Source organism: Burkholderia sp. TSV86, assembly GCF_001522865.1.
In the GTDB taxonomy this organism is placed as follows: Bacteria; Pseudomonadota; Gammaproteobacteria; order Burkholderiales; family Burkholderiaceae; genus Burkholderia.
On record NZ_LOWB01000039.1, the window covers coordinates 64904 to 85190 of the forward strand.

The following is a 20287-nucleotide window of genomic DNA, read 5'->3' on the forward strand; positions in this document are numbered from 1 at the left end:
CGACGCGCGAACCCAGGAGGCGAAAATGAGCACCGCACCATCGTCCGCCTCCACCGAGGCCACTTCCAAAGCCACTGCGTCGTCGCCTGCACGTCAATATATCGACGCGGTTCTCGAGCAGTCGTTTCGCCATCTGTTCGGGCCGACCGCGACACCGGAGCAGCCGCGCAAGCACGGGGTCGTTTCGATCGCGAAACTGACCGCCGCGCTTGCCGACTACCTCAGCCCGGACGAAATCAAAGAGGTCAAGGCAGCGTTCCACTTCAGCGACGAAGCCCACCTCGGTCAATATCGCCAGAGCGGCGAGCCCTACATCACCCATCCTGTCGCCGTCGCGGAAATTTGCGCCGGCTGGAAGCTCGACGCGCAGGCGATCATGGCCGCGCTGCTGCACGACGTGATGGAGGATCAGGGTGTCACCAAAAGCGAACTTGCCGAGCGTTTCGGGCCCAAGGTCGCTGAGCTGGTCGACGGGTTGTCGAAGCTCGACAAAATGGAGTTCAGAAGCCGCGAGGAGGCGCAGGCGGAAAATTTCCGCAAGATGCTGCTCGCGATGGCGCGCGACGTGCGCGTGATTCTCGTGAAGCTCGCCGATCGCCTGCACAACATGCGCACGCTCGGCGCGGTGCCGATGGAGAAGCGCCGCCGCGTCGCGCGCGAGACACTCGATATCTACGCACCGATCGCACACCGCCTTGGCCTGAACAACACCTATCGCGAGCTGCAGGACATGAGCTTCGCGAATTTCAATCCGCATCGCTACGCGACGCTCGAGAAAGCCGTGAAGGCCGCGCGGGGCAACCGCCGCGAGGTGATCGGCAAGATTCTCGAATCCGCGCAACGCGCGATGGCCGAAGGCAAGATCGAAGCCGAAATCAACGGCCGGGAAAAGACGATCTACAGCATCTACCGGAAGATGCGCGACAAGCAACTGTCGTTCTCGCAGGTGCTCGATGTGTATGGCTTTCGGATCGTCGTCGAGCATCCGCTCGATTGCTACACGTGCATCGGCGTGCTGCATTCGCTCTATAAGCCCGTGCCGGGCAAGTTCAAGGACTACATCGCGATCCCGAAGGTCAACGGCTATCAATCGCTGCATACGACGCTGGTCGGCCCGTTCGGCGCGCCGATCGAATTCCAGGTGCGCACGCGCAAGATGCACGAGATTGCCGAGGCGGGAGTTGCCGCGCACTGGCTGTACAAGAACGGCGGCGCGGATCTGAACGACGTGCAAAAGCGCGCGCATCAGTGGCTGAAGTCACTGCTCGACATTCAGAGTGAAGCGGGCGATTCGAGCGAGTTCCTCGAGCACGTGAAGATCGATCTGTTCCCGGATGCGGTTTACGTGTTCACGCCGAAGTCGAAGATCATGGCGTTGCCGCGTGGCGCGACCGCGCTCGATTTCGCGTATTCGATCCATAGCGATCTCGGCAACCAGTGCGTTGCCGTGAAGATCAACAACGAATTGTTGCCGTTGCGTACCGAGCTGAAGAGCGGCGATATCGTTGAAGTCATCACCGCCCCCTATTCGAAGCCGAACCCCGCGTGGCTCGGCTTCGTGCGCACCGGCAAGGCGCGCTCGGCGATCCGGCACTATCTGAAGACGATGCGTCTGAACGAATCGGTGCAATTGGGCGAGCGCCTCGTCGATCAGAGCCTCAAGGGCTACGGCTTCACGCTGGCCGACGTGACGCCCGAGGTGTGGGAGAAACTCGTTCAGTGGACGGGTAACAAGAGCCGGCAGGAAATTTTCGCGGATATCGGCCTGGGCCGGCGCGTTGCCGCGGTGATGGCCAAGCGCATCGAGGTGCTGATGAGCGGCCGCGACGCCGACGACGACGGCTCGCGAGCCGAGCGCCAGGCGACGAATCATGCGCCTCCCGTGGTCATCACCGGCACCGAGGGAATGTCGGTGCAGTTGTCGGCGTGCTGCCGGCCGATCCCGGGCGACGACATCATGGGCTATATCGGCATTGGGCTCGGGATGGCGATTCATACGACTGCCTGCCGGGTCGCGCGCCGGATTCACCGGCGCGATCCGGGGCGTTGGATCGACGTTGCATGGGCGCCGCAGCCCGGACGCCTGTTCGATGTCGCGGTGAAGGTGCTTGTGAAAAACGCGAAGGGGATTTTCGCGCGCGTCGCAGCGGACATTACTTCGGCTGATGCGAACATCGTCCATATCGCGATGGACGACGATCAGACCCATGAATCAACTGTGCTGCGCTTCGTTATTCAGGTGAGCGATCGTGTGCATCTCGCCAACGTGATGCGCCGCGTGCGGACCAATCCTGACGTGATGCGGATGATGCGCGAGCGCTCGAATGATGACGCGGTGCATGCACGCCATGATGGCGGGATGCGAATCGATCGCGAGCGGCAGGACTATTGAGCGTGATCTGGCGCGGTGCCCACCCGATGGCGGGGCAGGGAGGCGCTAAATATCCGAGGCAGGCTGCAGCGCCGCTGTTGAAATCAACGGTGGGCAGACCTTTGCGTGGTGCATAAAAACAAAGGGCCTTCCCGGAGGAAGGCCCTTCAAAGATGGCGCGGCTGGCAGGATTCGAACCCACGACCCCTTGGTTCGTAGCCAAGTACTCTATCCAACTGAGCTACAGCCGCACGCAAAGCAGTACAACTACTTCGAATTGAAAGGGCCTTCCCGGGAGAAGGCCCTGAAAAAGTGGCGCGGCTGGCAGGATTCGAACCCACGACCCCTTGGTTCGTAGCCAAGTACTCTATCCAACTGAGCTACAGCCGCACGCAGAAGCGAAATTATAGCAAACTTCTTTAAAAAGGGAAGTGCCTGAACACAAATTATTGGATAGCGTGATGTGCGTGCTGGTTCGCGCCGCCGCTGTGCCGATCGTGTAACCTTGTCGAATTCTGGTGGATAGCCGTTGAGAGCATCATGAATAAGGCGTTTGTGAAGGAGTCCGACGGGGACGACGAGGATCTCGAACACGCGCAGGCGGCGATCCCGCCCGGCGCGAAGAACTACATCACGCCAGCCGGTCACCAGCGCTTGCGTGACGAACTGCTGCATTTGATCGACGATGAGCGGCCCGAAGTGGTGAAACTCGTGTCGTGGGCTGCGTCGAACGGGGATCGTTCGGAAAACGGTGATTACATATACGGCAAGCGGCGCTTGCGCGAGATCGATCGGCGGATCCGTTTCCTGACCAAGCGCCTTGATCTGGCAGAAGTCGTCGATGCGAGCCGGCAGGAAAGTACGGATCAGGTGTTCTTTGGCGCAACCGTCGATTACGCTACCGAGGACGGCGCCGAGCATACCGTGACGATCGTCGGCATCGACGAAGTCGATTTGGACCGTGGGCACGTGAGCTGGATTTCGCCTGTCGCGCGTGCGCTGCTCAAGGCGCGGGTCGGCGATACAGTGACGCTGATGACGCCGCTCGGTCCTCAGCCTATCGAAGTGCTCGACGTTCATTATCCCGCGCCGGGTGTCGCGTAGCCGCGCGGCGGTATTGCAATTCGCAGGCGAAAAAAAACGCCCCGGCCGGGGCGCTTTCGTCTGTGCCGAAACGCGCGGCCTAGAAGCGATGACGCAGCCCGGCGGTAACGACGACCTGCTTGTTGGTCGACGACGCGCCGCCCGCGCCGAGGACATAGGAGCCGATGTTCAGACCATCCTGGGTGATGCGCTGGTAGACGCCTTGCAGATACACATCGGTACGCTTCGACAGCGCATACGCCGTTTGCAGGTTGAACTGGTTCCAGCCCGGGTGACGGCCGTCGATATAGCCGGCCGTATACGTGTATGCGCCCGCGACCGTCCAAGCCGGCGTAATTGCGTAACGGGCATTCACTTCATAGTTGTTGAAGCGCAGGAACGTGCCGTTGAGCGCAATGCCGTTCGCCACGCCCGACTGGCCAGGGCTGATGAAAAGCGCCTTGTTGATCCGCGATTGCGTGAACACGAAGCCGGCCGTCGCCGGGCCATATGTATAGTTCAGGCCGCCGCCCCACACGCGTTGACGCTTGCCGACGAACGTGTAGTCGCCGGTTACGGCGCCCGCTTGGTTATTGATCGTCGGCGTCGTGTCGTTATTGAGTTGCAGATAGCCGGCGCCGACGTTGAAGCCGGCGTAGCTGTACGACACGCCCGCACTGAATGCGCGGTTGTTCGCGAACTGATTGCTGTTCGAGAAGCCGTACAGGCCGCCGAAGTGCAGGCCGTACCAGTCGGCGCTCGTGTATTTGATTGAATTATTGACCCGGAACGAATTGTTCAGGTTGTCGTTGTCGAACGGGTGAGCAAACTCGGTGCCGCCGAATTGCGTGCCCGTCAGCGACAGGGGAGCGACGTAATCAACGACGCTATCGTACTGGCGGCCGAGCGTAAGCGCGCCGTATTGCGTCTGCGACAGGCCGACGAATGCTTGACGGCCGAACTCGCGGCCATTTTGCTTCAGCGCGCCATTATTGATGCCGAAGCCGTTTTCCAATACGAAAATCGCCTTCAAGCCGCCGCCGAGATCCTCGGTTCCGCGCAGGCCCCAGCGGCTGCCGTTAACCGAGCCCGAGGTTTCCGACCAGGAGCTGTGGCCGCCTTGATTGTTCGTGTACGTGATGCCGGCATCGATCAGGCCATACAGCGTCACACTGCTTTGCGCGTGGGCGGCAGTGGCGAAGGCGCCGGAAAGAGCTGCAACGATAAGAGTCTTTTTCATTGGGTTTATCTCCGTCTAAAACAGGGCCGATGGCAGTCCAACCTGCTTTTCGAAGTTCCCGGCGATTGAGACGAGAAACAGAGCCGGGGAGGGCATGTTTCGAGCGTGCATCGATGCTCGTTATCAATCAATGCGGAGTGTAAGAGAATGTTGCTGAAATCCGATGGAATCAATTTAAGAAATATTATGTTTATGTTTTAGAAATAATTGGTAAGGGACCGGCAACCCTTACCCTATAAGGCTTTGCGGGGAGGTGGGAAAAATCTGACTACAATGAAATGTCTCGTGACGTTGCGTGATGGCGACAATCCACAGAGGTATGCGCACTGGCATCGCCGGCAACCGCTCATTATTGTCGCTTCGACAATAGAGGTTTGTCAGGACTATGACTAATAAAAGAGAGTCAAGTCGTTATACTGAAGATTCTGCTTACTTAAGCAGACTTTTTCGTTGACGGAAAAGATCTCCAAACCTTTGTCGGCGCGACTTCTGGTCGCGCTTTTTTTTTGCGCGCGCGATTATTGCTCGTAGCGGCGCCGGTGGCGGCGCTTGAGTGGTTGAGGGCCGGCGGCTTCGTGAGGCAGCGGCATCAGCGGTTGCGCCCAGTCTTCCATGATGTAATGACGCGCATCGAGCGGTGACGACAGCAAATTTTGCCAATGATCGCCGTGCCACGTTGCGTCGAATTCACTGGCGGGCGTCGCGGATGCTGCCGAAGTGCGTCCCGCTAGATTGCTGCGATGCACAATTCCAAGTCGATGTGCGAAGCGTTTGATACCGTTCAGCATGACGATCTCCTGCTGCTTCAATGCGCTGTCCAGCGTTGCAAAAGTTTTGGGTTGTCGCAACCCGGAAAAATACCGATCCGGCGTCGATTATCTCGTTCACGGTAGATTTTTCTTTTTTGAAATTAAATATGCCCGCTAATCCCGGTAATTGTGACAGGTGTTGTTGCGGCTTATTAATTTTCCGGTGCGAGTGTACCGATTCCAGTTGTATTTCCATCAAGCTGCATAAGGCGTCACTAAAAATTTTCTTGACTGCGTTGGATTTTTCAATTTATAAAAGCAGCACGCGGGCTCGCGTTGCTTCTGCCATGTCCATCAGGAGATTCAGGGAGCATCGGAGCCTTGTGTGACCGTATAAGGGCGTAGCCCGTGTGTTATTTAAATTTAGTGGGGAACTAGGAATATGGATACCGGTATCGTGAAATGGTTTAACGATGCTAAGGGCTTCGGCTTTATTACGTCGGACAATGGCGGCGAAGATTTGTTTGCCCATTTTTCCGAAATCAAGATGGAGGGCTTCAAAACGCTTAAAGAAAATCAGCGTGTATCTTTCGATGTGAAGACTGGTCCGAAAGGTAAGCAGGCTGCGAATATTCAGGCGCTTTGAACGCCTAAAAACCGAGGGCCGTGCAAGCCCCCGCCAAGGCGGGGGTTTTGATTTTTATGGCGAGTAGAATAGCGCTGTAAGCGCCGGGTCTTCGCCGGCGCGTACCCTAAAAACAGAAAGCGCGATCAGCCCGCCCCTATGACTGCCTTGCCGTTGCACACCCCCGCGATCGACATGCCTCTTGCATTCGTCGATCTCGAAACAACTGGCGGCTCGGCCGCCGAGCATCGAATCACCGAAATCGGCGTCGTCGAGGTAAGTGCGCAACGCGTGTCGACGTGGACGACGCTCGTCAATCCTCAGCAGCCCATTCCTCCATTCATTCAGCAACTCACCGGGATCAGCGACGATATGGTGCGCGATGCGCCTGCCTTTGCCGATATCGCGCCTGCGTTGTTCGAGCGGCTTGAGGGCAGGCTTTTCATTGCGCACAACGCAAGCTTCGACCGGAGTTTTTTGCGTGCCGAATTCGAGCGCGCGGGTTTTGCGTTCGATCCTGACGTGCTTTGTACGGTGCGGCTGTCGCGCGCGCTTTTCCCGCGCGAGCCCCGGCACGGGCTCGATGCGCTGATCGAGCGCCATGCGCTCACGCCGATGGGGCGGCATCGCGCGCTCGCGGATGCGGATCTCGTCTGGCAGTTCTGGCAGGAATTGCACAGCGTCGTGCCGCTCGAGCGTTTGCGGGAGCAGATTGCGCTGGCGACGCGCCATTTCCGGCTCGCGCATGGGCTGACGGATCAGCGCCTGGACGATGTGCCTGCGGGCTGCGGTGTCTATGCGCTATTCGGAGATGAGGACGCGCCGCTCTACGTGGGGCGCAGCGTCAGGCTACGGCAGCGGTTGCGTGCGCTGTTGACGGGCGAGCGCCGTTCGTCGAAGGAAATGCGGATCGCGCGGCAGGTCAGGCGGATCGAGTGGCGTGAAACGGGCGGCGAGCTTGGCGCGCTACTTGCCGAAGCCGAATGGATTGCGGCGCTCCAGCCGGCTTTCAACCGGCGGGCCGAGCGCGGCGCGCGCCACTCTAGCGCTGGCGCGCAGTGGCCGTTTGACGGTCCGGTCGCATTCGAGGAGCGCGGTGCGGTGGATTTTTTCCATGTGATCGATCGCTGGCGCTATGTCGGCGCGGCGCCGACGATCGATCAGGCCGCGGCGCTCGCGGCGCAGGCAAGCCGTCTGGAATCCGACGCGGGCGGGGCGTCTGCCGTTCGCCGCATTCTGCAGACGCATCTCGCGTGCGGGTTGCAACTGATTCCACTGGCGGGCTTCACCGGCGGCACTCAGCCGACAGCACTAGCGCTGCCTGCTGCACAGACGTGAGATAGCGCGATATCGAGTGCATTCTTCTGGTTGGAATCGTAGCGCGTTAGCGTTTTCCAATTCGTGACGCTGCGCGCGAGGCGTGACGGGCAATCCGGCGCATCGTGCAGCGGTGCGACGCGCGCAAGGGCGCTCAGTAGAGATTGCGTCAGCCGGTCGAGCTGCGGCCGCGTGCTGGTGGCCAGATCGGGGGCGGGCCCGGTTGGGCCGTGTGTTGCGCGCCAGTTCGCGAACAGCGCATTCTGCGCGGCTTTGCTCGCCGAGATCTGATCTTCGAAGAACGCGCGGGCGTAGGCAGGATCGACGCCGCTGCGCTGTGCCCGTTTTTCGACGTCGGCGAGGAGTGCCGCTTCACGCGGCGGGTCCGAGATCGGTTTCTTGTTGATCCATTTCCACTGTGCGACCGGCTCGGCGAGTGCGAGGCGCTGCGATACGAGCGCGACGAGATTCGTGAGCGGCGTGTCGTCGCCGTCCGCGAAGGCGATGCGGGGAGTGGCCGTCATGGCGAGGCTGAGCGCGGCGGCAGCAAGACTTGAGCGAAGCGATTGTTTCATGGCGACAAATGACGATGCCGGCCAGTCGGGCCGGTGACGGGAAATTCAGAAGAATAAGCGAAGATGCTGCGCAGTGATGCGGCGCAAGCGGGAGATCAGTGGGTGAAGCGAAAAGAGGAACGGCAAAAACCCGGACCGTTGGCGGAACCCGGGTTCGGAGTGGAGTGCCGAAGCGGCGACGCAAAGGCGCACACGAGAGCGCTCATCGATGGGTGACGGCTGCGATCGCTTGCCAGTGCGAATGTGAGATGAACAACGCGCTTATTTCGGCGCGCACATCTTGTGCTGCTCGTCAAAAAACGCGCGCACATGATCGGGCAACTCGGCGAGAAATTCGACGGCCACAGGTTCCGGGTCCGGGCTCATCACTTTCTCGGGCGGGGGAATGCGGGTCGGTCTCTCGTCCATGATTTTCTCCTTGGGATAAAACAATTATCGATCTCAAGCTCCGGTTCTTGCCAGTAATCAATCGTTAGATTTTGTCTTTGTTGCTTAAACGGTACACGCCGGAGCATGCGTGGGGATGGCTGCCGGATGCGTGCGTGGATCGGCTTGTTATACTGCGCGCCTCTTTGCCTTGGACTGCGAATGAAACGGTCGACGCGATGGATGAGCCTCGTTTGGCTGGCGCTGGTACTCAACGTACTGTCGCCCGTCATCGGCTATGCACGCGACGCAGCCATGGCTACCGCGGATGCGCCGTTTACGCTCGAATTGTGCAGTGCGGCGGGAGCAAAGCGCATCACGATCGCCGACGAAGGCGGCCGGGATGCATCGCAAGCGCATGCAGGCGCCGCGCATTGCGTCTACTGCCCGGGCTTTGCCGCGAACGTCGCGCTTGGCGCGAGCGCGCCTGCATTGCCGAGCTTCGTGCGCCGGTTCGTTTGCGATTGCCGCAGCGAGCAACGCACCGTTTTTTTGCGCCGCGGCATGCGCATCGCGCAGCCGCGTGCGCCGCCTGAATCCTCGTTGACCTGACCTTTCCCGCTCGTGTGCTGCGTCCGCGTGAGCGCTTTATTGCGCGCGCGGCGCCTGGTGCCGCCGTTTGGCCTCGTTCGTCGTGGCCGAGCGTGGCGCTTGCTCGCGCATGCAGCGCGTCGCCGACCTCGCTTTCAGGATTCGTTTCATCATGCTCAATGCCCTTGCCGCGCGCCGCGCGCGCAGGCAGCTCGCGGCCGCGTGCACTGCGTCGCTCGCGTGGCCCGCCGTCCACGCGGGGGCCAATGACGCCGCCGCCGTGGCTTCGTCGTCTGCTTCGCCGGCCGCCACCGCATCCGGCCTTCCGCCCGTTTCGCCGCGCCCGCCGAGCACTGTTGTGGCCACGGCGCCCGCGCGCACCCTCGACGTCGTCACCGTCACGGCGCGGCGGCCGGCGTTTGCCATTGACACGCCGGGCGTCGTTGAATCGCTCACGCGCGAGCGGATCGATTCGCACGTCAACGTGACGACCGAGGATGCGCTGAAATATGCGCCGAATCTAATGGTGCGCAGGCGCTATATCGGCGATCGCAATTCGGTGTTCGCCGGCCGCGATTTCAACGAGTTGCAGAGCGCGCGCGGGCTCGTCTACGCGGACGGCCTGCTGCTGTCGAATCTGCTCGGTTCGAGCTATTCGTATCCGCCGCGCTGGTCGCTGATCCAACCGGACGATATCGCGCGCGTCGACGTGCTCTATGGCCCGTTTTCCGCGCTGTATCCGGGCAACTCGGTTGGCTCGACCGTGCAGATTACGACGCGCAAGCCCGAACGGCTGGAGGCGTCGGTGTCGACGCAGTTCTTCACGCAGCGCTATCGCGACGATTACGGATATGCCGGCAGCTTCGGCGGCAACCATCAGACGGCGCGCATTGCCGATCGAGCCGGACGTTTTTGGTATGCGCTGTCGCTCGACCGGCTCGAGAATGACAGCCAGCCGATGCAGTACGCGAGCCCGAACGCCGCGTACAACCCGAAGCTCGGCGCGAGCGTGCCGGTGACGGGCGCTCGCGCCGACATCGATCCGAACGGCCGGCCGCGCACCATCGTCGGCGCGCAGACGATCGAGCGCACCGAGCAGATCAACGAGTTGCTGCGCCTGGGCTATGCGTTCACCGATCATGTCGACGCGACGCTTACGCTCGGTCATTGGGAGAATCACTTCCGGCAGCACGGCGACACGTTCTTGCGCGATGCGGCAGGCAATCCGGTGTACGGCGGCAACGTGTCGTTCGGCGGGCGCAACTCTACGGTGTCGCCCGCGGCGTTCGCTCCGCAAAGCGGCGATCAGGAGAACTGGCTGTATGGGCTTGGGCTCGACGCAAGGCTCGCATCGGGATGGAGGCTGTCGATGGTCGCATCTGGGTACGACGTGTCGCGCGACGTGTTGCGGGCGTCGTCGGGCGTCTCGCCGGCCGGCGCCGGCACGGTGTTCCACGGCGACGGCACGGGCTGGCGCACGGTCGATCTGCGCGCGGAATCGGCCGACGTGCGCGGGCACCGGCTGTCGTTCGGCTATCACTTCGACACGTACTTCCTGAGCAACGAGACCTACAACACGCCGGATTGGCAAAGCGCGGTGCCGACGGCGCTCGCCAGTCGCTATCGCGGCAACACGCGCACGCAGGCGCTGTACGCGCAGGACGCGTGGCGTTTCGCACCCGGCTGGCTGGCCACGCTCGGGTTGCGTTACGAGCGCTGGGATGCCTATGGCGGCGTGCTCGGCAATGCGAACTCGACGCTCGGCTATGCCGGCCGCAGCGCGAACGCGCTGTCGCCGAAGCTTGCGTTGCAATGGGCGCCCGCCGGTGCGTGGCGATTCAGGCTGTCATTCGCGACGGGCACGCGTTTTCCGACCGTCGCCGAACTGTTCCAGGGAACGATCTCGAATAACGCGATCGTCAACAACAACCCGAGCCTGCGGCCGGAAAAAGCGATCGATTGGGATTTCACCGCGGAGCGTGACGTCGGCGTGGGCATCGTGCGCGCGAGCGTGTTCCAGAGCGATCAGCGCAACGCCATCTATAGCCAGACGACGCTTGCCGGCGCGGCGACGTACACGAACATCTCGAACGTGGACCGCGTGCGCGTGCGCGGCGTCGAGCTGGCGTTTTCCGGACAGAACGTCGGGCTCAGGGGGCTCGACGTTGATGCAAACGTGTCGGCGACGAATGCGCAGATCCTTGCAGATGCGGCCAATGCTGCGTACGTGGGTGCACGCTGGCCGCGGATTCCGCGCATGCGTGCGAATCTGCTCGCGTCGTATCGCTTCGACGAGCACTGGATGACGAGTCTCGGCGTTCGCTATTCGGGGCGTCAGTTCAACACGCTCGACAACCGGGACGTGAATCCGAACGTGTACGGCGGCACGAGTTCATATGCGGTCGTCGATCTGAAAGCGCAATACCGGTTCGATCGGCACTGGCTTGCATCGTTCGGCATCGATAACGTGACGGACCGCCGCTACTACGTGTTTCATCCTTATCCGGAGCGGACGTTTTATGGAGAGCTGAAATGGGCGATCTGAAACGATGGGGGATGTTCGGCACGGCGTTTGCGCTCGCGTTCGGCGCGCACGCGCACGATATGCCGATGCCGGCAGCAGGGGCGGCATCGGCGGCCGAGCAGGCGTCCGCGCCTCGTGCAGCGCAGTCGGCGCATATGGCGATGCATGCCGCGAGCGCGAGCGCCATGCAAAAAACGCCGCTCGCGACCGGCGCCGCGTTCGATGCGCGTCATCGGTTGTGGGTTGCATGGGTCGATGGCGAGCATGTCCAGGTCGCGCATTCGGACGACGCCGGCCGCACGCTGTCCGCGCCCTCAAGCGTCAACGCGCTGCCGGAGCCGATCTACACGAGTGCAGAGAACCGGCCGAAACTCGCCGCAAGCCCGGACGGCCGCGCGATTTATGTGACATGGTCGATGCCGCTCGATGCGCCCTATACCGGCATGGTGCGTTTTTCGCGCTCGCTCGACGGTGGCGCGACTTGGTCGGTGCCGCTTACCGTCCACCGCGACCGGCAGGCGATCACGCATCGTTTCGATATGCTGACGGTCGATTCGCAAGGGCGCATCTTCGTTGCGTGGATCGACAAGCGCGACCGGGTGGCGGCGCAGCGGGCAGGGCTGCCGTATGACGGCGCGGCCGTCTACTACGCGGTGTCGAGTGACGGCGGCGCGACATTCGAGCCGGAACGCAAGGTGATGGATCACACGTGCGAATGCTGTCGAATCGCGATGACGGTCGATTCGCACGGGCGCGTGCAGGCCGTTTGGCGCAGCGTGTTCCCAGGCCAGATCCGCGATCACGCGCTTGCGGCGTTGCCTGCGCTCGCGGATCACGCCGTCGAACCGGTACGCGCGACGTTCTCGAAGTGGCATGTCGAGGCGTGTCCGGAGCATGGGCCCGCGCTTGCAGTTACGCCGGACGACGTGCGGCATCTGGCGTGGTTCGGCGTCGTCGACGGCCGCGCCGGCGTGTTTTATTCGCGGCTCGATGCGAAAGGCGTGCCGGTCGGCGCGCCTTTCGCATTCGCAGACGATCCTGCAGCGCCGGGCGAACAGGCTTCGCATGCAGCGCTCGTCGCGCGGCGCGATACGCTATGGCTCGCATGGAAAGCGCTCGACGGCGACACGATGCGTATCAAGCTACGCCGCTCCGACGACGGCGGCGCACATTGGAGCGCGCCGCGCACGCTGGCTCAAACCGCCGGCGCGAGCGACAACCCGCAGCTTCTGCTCGATCACGGGCGTGTCTATTTGTCATGGCGCACGCGCAACGACGGCTATCGCGTGATCGCTGTGGAGGAGCAACGATGAGGCGCGCGACCATCGTATCAATGGCGCTCATCGCATGGTGCATTGCATATGCGAGCGTGGCAGCCGAACCGCCGCCGCGCCCGGTCTCGCCGTCTCGGCCGTGGCCGCTGCGGGTGCCGGACGTCGGGCCGCTTTATGCAAGCGGGCGCGGCGCGCCGCTCGTCGTCGAAGTTTGGTCGCTCGATTGCGGATATTGCCGGGAAAACGTCGCGCATCTCGTCGAATGGCGGCGCGCACATCCGCACGTGCGAATCGCGCTCGTTGCACTCGATCCGCTCGAAGAGGTGGCGTCGCAGTTGGAACGGGCACTGGCGCAGATGCAATTGCCGGCCGACGTATTGCAATACGGAAATGCGGAACCGATGCCGGAGCGTTTGCGCGTGGCGCTCGATCCCGATTGGCGGGGCGAATTGCCGCGAACGCTATGGATCGGTGCGAACGGCGCGCGACGGGCGAAGAGCGGGCTGCTCGCGCCAGCGGTGCTCGACGGCTGGTTGCGGGATACGCACTGATTTATTTGCTGCGTTGCGCTCGGCGCAGGCCGCTCGGCTGACGCCGGCAAACGGCGCGGGGCCGAGCGTATGCGGAGAGTGCCGCCGCCGCGGTGAGGGCAACGATAACGAAGGGCCGGCCCGCGCGGACGCGGGCCGGATTACAGCGAAGGGAGGATCAGGCGCCCCGTTTGAACAGCCGGATGACGAACAGCAGGATCACGGCGCCAATGACGGCGACGATGATCGAACCGATTAGGCCGCCGCCCAAGCTGATGCCAAGCAAACCAGCCAGCCAGCCGCCGATGACGGCGCCGACGATACCGACGATGATATCGACGATCAGGCCAAAGCCGCCGCCCTTGACGAGCAATCCGGCGAGCCAGCCGGCAATCGCGCCGATGATGAGCCACGCAATCAAGCCATGTGCTGCCATAGTGGTCCTCTCCTTTGGTGAGTACTCCAAGTGAAACGACACGGGGCACCCCGCTGGATGACTCGGCGTGGGCGCGCCGCGCTGTCCCGCAATGTACTTCAATAGGCGGGTCAGGATCGTTAAGTAATGTTATGCGGCCCGAGTCCGATTTGCCAGGGGGTTTTGTGGCCAAGCGCACGTATTTCTTTTTGTAAATAATTGAAAGTTTCCATTTACCATTCTTTGCAAGCAGTGCGAAGCTTGTTGCCGGCGGCCGGCATTAAAGGCGGCGGGAGTAGCGGCCGGCAGGCGGCTAAATTATCATGGGACGCCTGCTACGAATCTGGGGTATGGTCGCAGTCATGCCAGCCGAGGCGATCATCACAGATCCGAGGCGAGCCGGTTTGAGGTGCTTGCCCGGTCCGTCGAATTCAACGATCCACATGAAAAAAACAATGCTGAATCCGTTTGTCCGTATCGGGCCCGCCTGTGTGCTGGTTGTTCCGCTCGAAGGCTGCGCTGCGCGTGGCGCGCCGTCATTTGCGCTGTTCGGCGCGTATTTTCCACTTTGGCTGGTCAGCGCACTCATCGGGGTCGCGGGTGCGATCGTCGCGCACCGGGTGTTCGTCTCGACCGGCTGGGCCCAGACGGTGCCGTTTCAACTCTCCGTGTGTACCGCGATCGGATTTGTGATCGCCGTGCTTGTCTGGTTGATCGGTTCGGGGCAACTGTCATGAAGCTTGCAGGTGTTCGCAAAAGCGTGCCGAAAGGCCGCCTGATCGCGCTTGCGATCGTCGCGCTCGGCATTGCCGCCATCTGGTACGCATACGAGCGCAGCGTGCGCTATCCGTCGACCGATGCCGCGACGATCGACGCAGATGTCGTGCACGTCGCGACGCCCGTGAGCGGGCGGATCGTCCGGCTCGCCGTGCACGAGAACCAGCGGGTCTCGAAAGGCGATCTGTTGTTCGAGATCGATCCGGTGCCGTACCGGCTTTCGGTCGCGCAGGCGCAGGCCGACGTCGAGCTTGCGCGCGCGTCGCTCGATTCGCGGCACAAGGCGATCATCGGCGAAACCTCGAATGCGGCGGTTGCGGCCGAGCAGGTCAAGCGCGCAGCGCATCATTACGAACTCTCCACGCGCACCGTCGAGCGGCTCGCGCCGCTGGCCGCGCAAGGGTACGTGCCAACGCAGCAGTTCGATCAGGCGCAGGTGTCGCAGCGCGATGCGGCGGTGTCGCTGAAGCAGGCGCAGGAGCAACAGCGTGCGTCGTCGCGCACGATCGGTGACGACGCCGACGCGGTGGCGACGCTGCACGCGCGCGAGGCCGCGCTCGCGCGTGCGCAGCATGCGCTCGACGATACGGTGGTGCGCGCGCCGCACGACGGCTACGTGACCGGGTTGTCGATCCTGGCGGGCGAGACGGTCGGGCCGAACCAGTCTATCTTCACGCTGGTCGATGCGAGCGAATGGTTCGCCGTCGGCAATTTCCGCGAGACCGCGTTGTCGCGGATCGCGCTCGGCGATTGTGCGACGGTTTATTCGATGATCGACCGCAGCCGCGCCATTCGCGGCCACGTGGTGGGGATCGGCGCGGGCGTCTCGGACCCCGGCCGCGTGGATTTGCCGCGCGCATTGCCGATCGTCGAGCGCTCGGTGAATTGGGTGCGTGTCGAGCAGCGTTTTCCGGTTCGCGTGAAGCTCGACGAGCCCGACGAAAAGCTGGTGCGCGTGGGCGCGAGCGCGATCATCGAGATCCGGCATGGTTCAGCTTGCCGCTGACGTCGCGGCGCCTCGCCCGCGCGAGATTTTGCGGCTGCTCGCGCCGTTTGCGGGGCGCGCGGCCATGGCGTCGCGCGTTGCGCTGATCTGCGCGCTGACGGTGCTCGTCACGAGCCTGTACGGCACGCCAGAGGCGGCGATCTCGGCCTACGTGGTGTTCTTCATGATCAAGCCGGACCGCGTGTCGAGCGTGCTGACGACGGTGGCGATGGTGCTGCTCATCACGATCGTGATCGGGCTCGTGATTGCCGTCGCGATTTTTTGCGTCGACTCGCCGGTGCTGCGCGTCGCGTGCATGGTCGCGCTTTCGATCGGATTCCTCTATTTGACCTCGGCGAGCAAGCTACGTCCGGTCGGCGCGATTCTCGCGATGATCGTAGGCTACGGGCTCGACAAGTTGGGCATGGTTCCGTTCGGCGAGGTCGCGACGCGTGCGCTGTTGTATGCATGGCTGATGGTCGCGATTGCGGCCGGCATGTCGCTCGTCGTCAATCTGCTGCTCGCGCCTTCGCCTCGGCGCTTGGCATCTGTGCAACTCGCGCGGCGACTGCGGCTTGCGGGCGGACGGTTGCGCGGCAACGATGCCGGGGCGGGCCGCGCCGAATTCGACGCGTGCTTGCGCGGCGGCGATCAGCAACTGGCGACGTGGCTCAAGCTGTCGAAGCTCGAAGGCTCGTCGACGCTTGCCGATGTCGCGGCGTTGCAGCATGCGGTTGCGGCGAGCACGGCGATTCTGATCGCGGCCGATCTTGCGGATCGCGAGCCGCATGCGAGGCTGCCGGAGTCGTTCGCCGCGCCGCTTGCGGCGACGCTCGACGAGATGGCCGCGATGCTCGAGCAAGGCGGCTATCCTGTCGATATTCAACTGGCGTTGCCTGATGTTGATGGATTGCCGCCGCTTGCGCGCATCGTTGCGACGGATCTGCATGCGGCGATCACCGGCTTTGCCGTTGCTGATGCGCTGCCGGCCGCGCAGCGCGGGGCGGCGGGCGGCGCCGCGCCCGAAGCGGCGCCGGAGCCAAAACCGCAGGCGAAGTTAGAGCCGCAGTCGGAACCGCAGTCGAAACCGGCGCCCGCCGCCGGCCGCAAAGGCGGCTTCTTCCTGCCCGATGCGCGTACCAACCCCGATCACATCCGCTATGCGCTGAAGACCACCGCCGCGGCGATGTTCTGCTATCTGCTGTACTCGCAGCTCGACTGGCCGGGCATTCATACATGCTTCATCACGTGCTACATGGTGTCGCTCGGCACGACGGCCGAGACGGTCGAGAAGCTGACGCTGCGGATCGCGGGCTGTATGGTTGGCGCGTTGCTTGGCACCGCCGCGCTCGTGTTCGTCGTGCCGTCGCTCACTTCGATCGGTGAGCTGATGGCGCTCGTGTTCGCGGGCGCGTGGCTGTCCGCGTGGGTGGCGTTCGGCTCGCCGCGTATCGGATATGCGGGTTTTCAGATTGCGTTCGCGTTTTTCCTTTGCGTGATCCAGGGCGCGGGGCCGGGCTTCGATCTGACGCTCGCGCGTGACCGCACGATCGGGATTCTGCTCGGCAACGTGGTGGTTTATCTGGTGTTCACGCGTGTATGGCCGGTTAGCATCGCCAAGCAAGTGGATGCGGCGCTTGCGGCACTCGTCGAGCAGTGGCGGCGGCTCGCGCGCGTCGCCGAACCCGCGCAGCGGCGCACATTGGCGGCCGACGCGCTCGCGCGCGGCGGCGCGCTCGCGCAGAACCTGGGTTTGATGCACTACGAGCCGGCGTGGGTGCGGCCCGCGCCCGGATGGATAGCCGAGCGCCGGCGCAGGCTCATGGAGCTGGCTGCGCTCGAGGGGCCGGCATTCCTGCTGGCCGAGCGCTCGCGGGGCGACGCCACGCTCGATGCGCGGCTGCTGCGCCTGTCGCAGGAGGTGGCGCGGCAGCAGGCGGATGCGCGCGCGGGCAGCGAGGCGCGCACGCTCGACGGCGCACCGTTACCTGACGCGATGTTCAGCTCATCGCCGGAGCGCGGCGCGCATATGGCCGGCCGCATGCCGCCGCAGACCATTGCGCAACCCGGTGGCGGCACGCGCGCCGCCGCCGACATGCTGCCGCCGAGCGTCATCGCGCAACCCACGAAAGACGATGCGGGTGCAGTCGGCGGCCGGCGCGACGCCGATGCGGCAGGACGCCCGATCCAGCCGCCGGACGCCGTGCCGGCGCCATCCACCGCGCATCCGGCGCAACCTATGCGCGAACCCGTCATGGCCGATGCGTCGCGCGATGCATTGCTGAATCTGATCGACGCGCGGCTCGCGGCCATTGCCGCAGACGCGGGTCAAGCCGCACCGAAGGAGTCCATCGCCCATGCGCCTGCCTGAAGCGCCAACCTTGTCGTTCGTCGCGGCTGTCGTCGCGGCCGCTGCCGGATTGGCCGGTTGCGCGACGTCGTCAATCGATCTCGCGCCGCAGGCGGCCGATCGCCCATGGCTGCCGCAGACGACGCCCGCCGGCCAGATCGTGCCGGCGCCGCAAAAAGCCGTGCCGGATACCGGGCGCCACGATTACACGCTGCCTGCGAACCACGCGCTCGGGAGCGTCGCACCGGCGAGCGAACTCGATCCGGCGCGTGCCTACACGTTGCCCGATCTGATAGATCTCGCCGAATCGGCGAATCCGCTAACCCGCATCGCGTGGAACGACGCACGCAATGCGGCGCTCGCGGTGGGAATCGCGAAGAGCGCGTATTTGCCGCAGTTGTCGGTGGCCGCGATGGGGCGTTATCTGAGCGGCCATAGCTCGTCGTCGACCGAGCTAGGCGATTCCGGCGTCGACGCGACGTCGCGCAGCGCGGTGTCCGCGCTGTCGTTGCAATGGCTGCTGTTCGACTTCGGCGGGCGCGCGGCGCGCGTCGAGGCCGCCAAGCAAGGCTCGATCGTCGCGAATATCGCGTTCACCGCGCTTCATCAGCAGGTGATCCACGATGTCACCGTGGCGTACTACCGGTATCAGGCCGCGCACGCGCGCGTGCGCTCCGCGCGGCAGGCGCTCGACAATGCCGATGCGATCGTCGCGGCCGCGCGCGCGCGATTCAAGCAGGGTACCGGCACGGTGGTCGAAGTGGCGCAGGCGACGCAGAACCGCGCGCAGGCGAACCTCGCGTTCGTTGAGGCGCAGGGCGCCGATAGCGATGCTTATCTGAGCGTCGTGTCCGCGCTCGGCATCTCGCCGCTGTCGAAGCCCACGCTCGCGGAGCTGCCAGTGCAGCCGCTGTCGCCCGCGTTGCACACGTCGGTCGACGAGATCGTGTCGTCCGCGATCGCGCGCCGCCCCGACGTGCTGAGCACCTACGCGGCCGAGAAGGCGAGGGACGCGAAGATTCGGGCGGCGCAAGCCGAGTTCATGCCGAAGGTGTTCATGTCGGCGTCGGCGTCGTACAACGCGAGCCGCTCGGCAATCACCGCGCTGCCTGCAATCGGTCAGCAGGCGCCGACCGTCAATCTGAACGGCAGCCGCTACGGCGGCAGCGTGTTCATCGGTGTGTCGATTCCACTGTACGACGGCGGGTTGCGCTCGGCCGTGCTAATGCAGGCGCGCAACGACGCGCAGAGTGCGCGGGCCCGGCTCGAGCGCACGAAGGAAGAGGCGGTGCGTCAGATCGTAGCCGCGCAAAACGCGTTGCAGACGAGCTTGGCCTCGCACGAGGCGGCGAAGGCGCTCGTCGACGCGGCGCGCACCAGCTACGACGCGGCGCTCACCGCGTATCGCAACGGGGTCGGCTCGATCACCGACGCCACGCTCGCGCAAAGCCAGTTGCTCGTCGCGACGAATGCGTATGTCGACAGCTATAGCGGCGCGTTGTCGGCGGCCGCGGCGCTGGCGCTCGCGACCGGGACGATCGGAGCGGCGCAGTAGCGCGGCGGCCCGCGTGGGAGGGCGACGAGGGCGGCGCGTTATTTATAGTTGAACGCGCCGGGATGATTTTCCAAGCTGCCCGTCAGCTGCGCATAGAGAATCGTTTTGCCGTCGATCGATTCGTTGCCGCCGCCGATATTGAGCCATGTCAGGCGCTCGGTGCCGGCTCTCGGGCCGACCACGGAAAGCACGCCGTACATCACTTTGTTCTGCGGATCGTAAAGGATGGCGATGCTCTCTGAGCCGCAATCGTGCGGTTTGCACGCGCCCATGACGTAGACGTCGTGCCCTTCGAACGACACGGTATGCGCGGGCGATTCGGTGCCGCCTTTCGTTACCCATGCCGGCAGCGCGCGGCCTTTGCGCATCGCGTCGATAGCGGACTTCGCGGCGCGATCATGGAAGATCGCGCTCAATGACCATTGTTTGGCGTTGGCGGAGGTATCGGCCCATGTGGCCGGAGCGATGAACGACGCGATGACCGCGGCGGCCGGCAACATTCTGATTCGCATGTCTGTATGTGCTCATCGAGTGTGTAAGGGCCTTGTTGGTGGCGGGAATCGCGTCAAAGTTCCGGTTCTGATGGCGGCACTCGGGATGGCGCCCGGCGGGCAGTGAGATTGTCCGCTGCCTGGCGATGAGCGAGCGTTGCTGTGGCAGCTGCGGGCAAACGGCGGGAGCCGGGCAGCGCGATGGACGGGTCGGCCGCGAACCGGCTTGTCCGATCACACGATGGCCTGGCAGACTCTGAAAAGAGAAAGGGGTTACAGGCAAAGCGCTGTAACCCCTTGATTCTGTATGGTGCCGGAGATAGGAGTCGAACCTACGACCTTCGCATTACGAATGCTCGTATGAAATGACTATGCGTTACAAAACAACGGTTTGAATCGCCCCGGGTTCATCGGAGACCGATTTGTTTGAGTCAGGCCGCCTTGGCGACGTCCTCAAACTGCCGATAGT

General features: G+C 63.5%; 18 protein-coding genes and 2 tRNA genes. 12 read left to right on the forward strand and 8 right to left on the reverse strand.

Annotation, left to right across the window (positions count from 1 at the left end):
* Positions 1-25 precede the first annotated feature (25 nt).
* A complete protein-coding gene (locus WS68_RS06875; RefSeq protein ID WP_059570079.1) occupies positions 26-2392 on the forward strand; it encodes a RelA/SpoT family protein in 2367 nt (788 codons plus the stop codon).
* Positions 2393-2545: 153 nt separating this feature from the next.
* Here the strand turns inward: WS68_RS06875 and WS68_RS06880 are convergent.
* Positions 2546-2622, reverse strand: a tRNA-Arg gene (locus WS68_RS06880).
* Between the two features lie 62 nt (positions 2623-2684).
* Positions 2685-2761: transfer RNA gene (locus WS68_RS06885), tRNA-Arg, on the reverse strand.
* Between the two features lie 150 nt (positions 2762-2911).
* On the opposite strand from WS68_RS06885, the gene greB reads away from it, so the two are divergent.
* On the forward strand, positions 2912-3475 hold the full coding sequence (gene greB, locus WS68_RS06890; protein WP_059570080.1) for a transcription elongation factor GreB: 564 nt from the start codon (positions 2912-2914) through the stop codon (positions 3473-3475).
* Between the two features lie 79 nt (positions 3476-3554).
* Here the strand turns inward: greB and WS68_RS06895 are convergent, their stop codons facing one another.
* Positions 3555-4694: a porin gene (locus WS68_RS06895; RefSeq protein ID WP_059570081.1), complete on the reverse strand. Its 1140-nt coding sequence runs from the start codon at positions 4692-4694 to the stop codon at positions 3555-3557.
* Between the two features lie 518 nt (positions 4695-5212).
* A complete protein-coding gene (locus WS68_RS06900) occupies positions 5213-5482 on the reverse strand; it encodes a hypothetical protein (RefSeq protein ID WP_059570097.1) in 270 nt (89 codons plus the stop codon).
* Between the two features lie 403 nt (positions 5483-5885).
* Between WS68_RS06900 and WS68_RS06905 the strand changes: the two genes are divergently transcribed.
* Both WS68_RS06905 and WS68_RS06910 read left to right on the forward strand, forming a co-directional pair.
* Positions 5886-6089 (forward strand): cold-shock protein, encoded by a 204-nt coding sequence (locus WS68_RS06905; protein ID WP_059519850.1) that lies wholly within the window; start codon positions 5886-5888, stop codon positions 6087-6089.
* A gap of 138 nt (positions 6090-6227) precedes the next feature.
* Positions 6228-7406 (forward strand): exonuclease domain-containing protein, encoded by a 1179-nt coding sequence (locus tag WS68_RS06910; protein WP_059570082.1) that lies wholly within the window; start codon positions 6228-6230, stop codon positions 7404-7406.
* On the opposite strand, the gene WS68_RS06915 is transcribed toward WS68_RS06910, so the two are convergent.
* Positions 7367-7960, reverse strand: a complete 594-nt coding sequence (locus WS68_RS06915; protein WP_059570083.1) for a chorismate mutase — start codon at positions 7958-7960, stop codon at positions 7367-7369. The two genes, WS68_RS06910 and WS68_RS06915, sit on opposite strands and share 40 nt — an antisense overlap.
* Positions 7961-8221: 261 nt before the next feature.
* The gene (locus tag WS68_RS28250) at positions 8222-8368 is read right to left on the reverse strand and encodes a hypothetical protein (protein WP_173678657.1); all 147 of its coding nucleotides are present in this window, start codon (positions 8366-8368) and stop codon (positions 8222-8224) included.
* A gap of 180 nt (positions 8369-8548) precedes the next feature.
* On the opposite strand from WS68_RS28250, the gene WS68_RS06920 reads away from it, so the two are divergent.
* The 4 genes from WS68_RS06920 (at position 8549) to WS68_RS06935 (ending at position 13266) form a co-directional block, all read left to right on the forward strand.
* On the forward strand, positions 8549-8938 hold the full coding sequence (locus tag WS68_RS06920) for a DUF2946 domain-containing protein (protein WP_059570084.1): 390 nt from the start codon (positions 8549-8551) through the stop codon (positions 8936-8938).
* 151 nt (positions 8939-9089) lie between these two features.
* Positions 9090-11462 carry a TonB-dependent receptor gene (locus WS68_RS06925; protein ID WP_059570098.1) on the forward strand — a complete coding sequence of 791 codons (2373 nt, stop codon included), beginning with the start codon at positions 9090-9092 and terminating at the stop codon, positions 11460-11462.
* 11 nt (positions 11463-11473) lie between these two features.
* On the forward strand, positions 11474-12754 hold the full coding sequence (locus WS68_RS06930) for a sialidase family protein (RefSeq protein WP_059570100.1): 1281 nt from the start codon (positions 11474-11476) through the stop codon (positions 12752-12754).
* The gene (locus WS68_RS06935) at positions 12751-13266 is read left to right on the forward strand and encodes a thiol-disulfide isomerase (RefSeq protein ID WP_082709854.1); all 516 of its coding nucleotides are present in this window, start codon (positions 12751-12753) and stop codon (positions 13264-13266) included. The genes WS68_RS06930 and WS68_RS06935 overlap by 4 nt, the downstream gene beginning before the upstream one ends.
* Positions 13267-13423: 157 nt before the next feature.
* Here the strand turns inward: WS68_RS06935 and WS68_RS06940 are convergent, their stop codons facing one another.
* Positions 13424-13681 (reverse strand): GlsB/YeaQ/YmgE family stress response membrane protein, encoded by a 258-nt coding sequence (locus WS68_RS06940; RefSeq protein ID WP_059519845.1) that lies wholly within the window; start codon positions 13679-13681, stop codon positions 13424-13426.
* Between the two features lie 422 nt (positions 13682-14103).
* Between WS68_RS06940 and WS68_RS06945 the strand changes: the two genes are divergently transcribed.
* Genes WS68_RS06945 through WS68_RS06960 form a run of 4 tightly spaced genes read left to right on the forward strand, consistent with a single transcriptional unit; the run spans position 14104 to position 19327 of the window.
* Complete coding sequence (locus tag WS68_RS06945; protein WP_059570085.1) at positions 14104-14397, forward strand: YtcA family lipoprotein; 294 nt, start codon at positions 14104-14106, stop codon at positions 14395-14397.
* Positions 14394-15443, forward strand: a complete 1050-nt coding sequence (gene mdtN, locus WS68_RS06950; RefSeq protein WP_059570086.1) for a multidrug transporter subunit MdtN — start codon at positions 14394-14396, stop codon at positions 15441-15443. The genes WS68_RS06945 and mdtN overlap by 4 nt, the downstream gene beginning before the upstream one ends.
* Entirely contained in the window at positions 15424-17793 is a 2370-nt protein-coding gene (locus WS68_RS06955) for an FUSC family protein (protein WP_059570087.1), read from the forward strand. Before mdtN ends, WS68_RS06955 begins: the two co-directional genes overlap by 20 nt.
* The gene (locus tag WS68_RS06960) at positions 17780-19327 is read left to right on the forward strand and encodes a TolC family protein (protein WP_059570088.1); all 1548 of its coding nucleotides are present in this window, start codon (positions 17780-17782) and stop codon (positions 19325-19327) included. The genes WS68_RS06955 and WS68_RS06960 overlap by 14 nt, the downstream gene beginning before the upstream one ends.
* A gap of 38 nt (positions 19328-19365) precedes the next feature.
* Here the strand turns inward: WS68_RS06960 and WS68_RS06965 are convergent, their stop codons facing one another.
* A complete protein-coding gene (locus tag WS68_RS06965) occupies positions 19366-19839 on the reverse strand; it encodes an Ivy family c-type lysozyme inhibitor (RefSeq protein WP_059570089.1) in 474 nt (157 codons plus the stop codon).
* Positions 19840-20287 lie beyond the last annotated feature (448 nt).

What these genes read in the sequence shown, in the direction of transcription:
- WS68_RS06875 (WP_059570079.1), top strand. Translation starts at nt 26, where the DNA reads ATGAGCACCGCACCATCGTCCGCCTCCACCGAGGCCACTTCCAAAGCC.
- WS68_RS06960 (WP_059570088.1), top strand. Translation starts at nt 17,780, where the DNA reads ATGCGCCTGCCTGAAGCGCCAACCTTGTCGTTCGTCGCGGCTGTCGTC.
- WS68_RS06910 (WP_059570082.1), top strand. Translation starts at nt 6,228, where the DNA reads ATGACTGCCTTGCCGTTGCACACCCCCGCGATCGACATGCCTCTTGCA.
- WS68_RS06955 (WP_059570087.1), top strand. Translation starts at nt 15,424, where the DNA reads ATGGTTCAGCTTGCCGCTGACGTCGCGGCGCCTCGCCCGCGCGAGATT.
- WS68_RS06945 (WP_059570085.1), top strand. Translation starts at nt 14,104, where the DNA reads ATGAAAAAAACAATGCTGAATCCGTTTGTCCGTATCGGGCCCGCCTGT.
- WS68_RS06915 (WP_059570083.1), bottom strand. Translation starts at nt 7,960, where the DNA reads ATGAAACAATCGCTTCGCTCAAGTCTTGCTGCCGCCGCGCTCAGCCTC.
- WS68_RS06905 (WP_059519850.1), top strand. Translation starts at nt 5,886, where the DNA reads ATGGATACCGGTATCGTGAAATGGTTTAACGATGCTAAGGGCTTCGGC.
- mdtN (WP_059570086.1), top strand. Translation starts at nt 14,394, where the DNA reads ATGAAGCTTGCAGGTGTTCGCAAAAGCGTGCCGAAAGGCCGCCTGATC.
- WS68_RS28250 (WP_173678657.1), bottom strand. Translation starts at nt 8,368, where the DNA reads ATGGACGAGAGACCGACCCGCATTCCCCCGCCCGAGAAAGTGATGAGC.
- WS68_RS06930 (WP_059570100.1), top strand. Translation starts at nt 11,474, where the DNA reads ATGTTCGGCACGGCGTTTGCGCTCGCGTTCGGCGCGCACGCGCACGAT.
- WS68_RS06895 (WP_059570081.1), bottom strand. Translation starts at nt 4,694, where the DNA reads ATGAAAAAGACTCTTATCGTTGCAGCTCTTTCCGGCGCCTTCGCCACT.
- WS68_RS06940 (WP_059519845.1), bottom strand. Translation starts at nt 13,681, where the DNA reads ATGGCAGCACATGGCTTGATTGCGTGGCTCATCATCGGCGCGATTGCC.
- WS68_RS06900 (WP_059570097.1), bottom strand. Translation starts at nt 5,482, where the DNA reads ATGCTGAACGGTATCAAACGCTTCGCACATCGACTTGGAATTGTGCAT.
- WS68_RS06965 (WP_059570089.1), bottom strand. Translation starts at nt 19,839, where the DNA reads ATGCGAATCAGAATGTTGCCGGCCGCCGCGGTCATCGCGTCGTTCATC.
- greB (WP_059570080.1), top strand. Translation starts at nt 2,912, where the DNA reads ATGAATAAGGCGTTTGTGAAGGAGTCCGACGGGGACGACGAGGATCTC.
- WS68_RS06935 (WP_082709854.1), top strand. Translation starts at nt 12,751, where the DNA reads ATGAGGCGCGCGACCATCGTATCAATGGCGCTCATCGCATGGTGCATT.
- WS68_RS06920 (WP_059570084.1), top strand. Translation starts at nt 8,549, where the DNA reads ATGAAACGGTCGACGCGATGGATGAGCCTCGTTTGGCTGGCGCTGGTA.
- WS68_RS06925 (WP_059570098.1), top strand. Translation starts at nt 9,090, where the DNA reads ATGCTCAATGCCCTTGCCGCGCGCCGCGCGCGCAGGCAGCTCGCGGCC.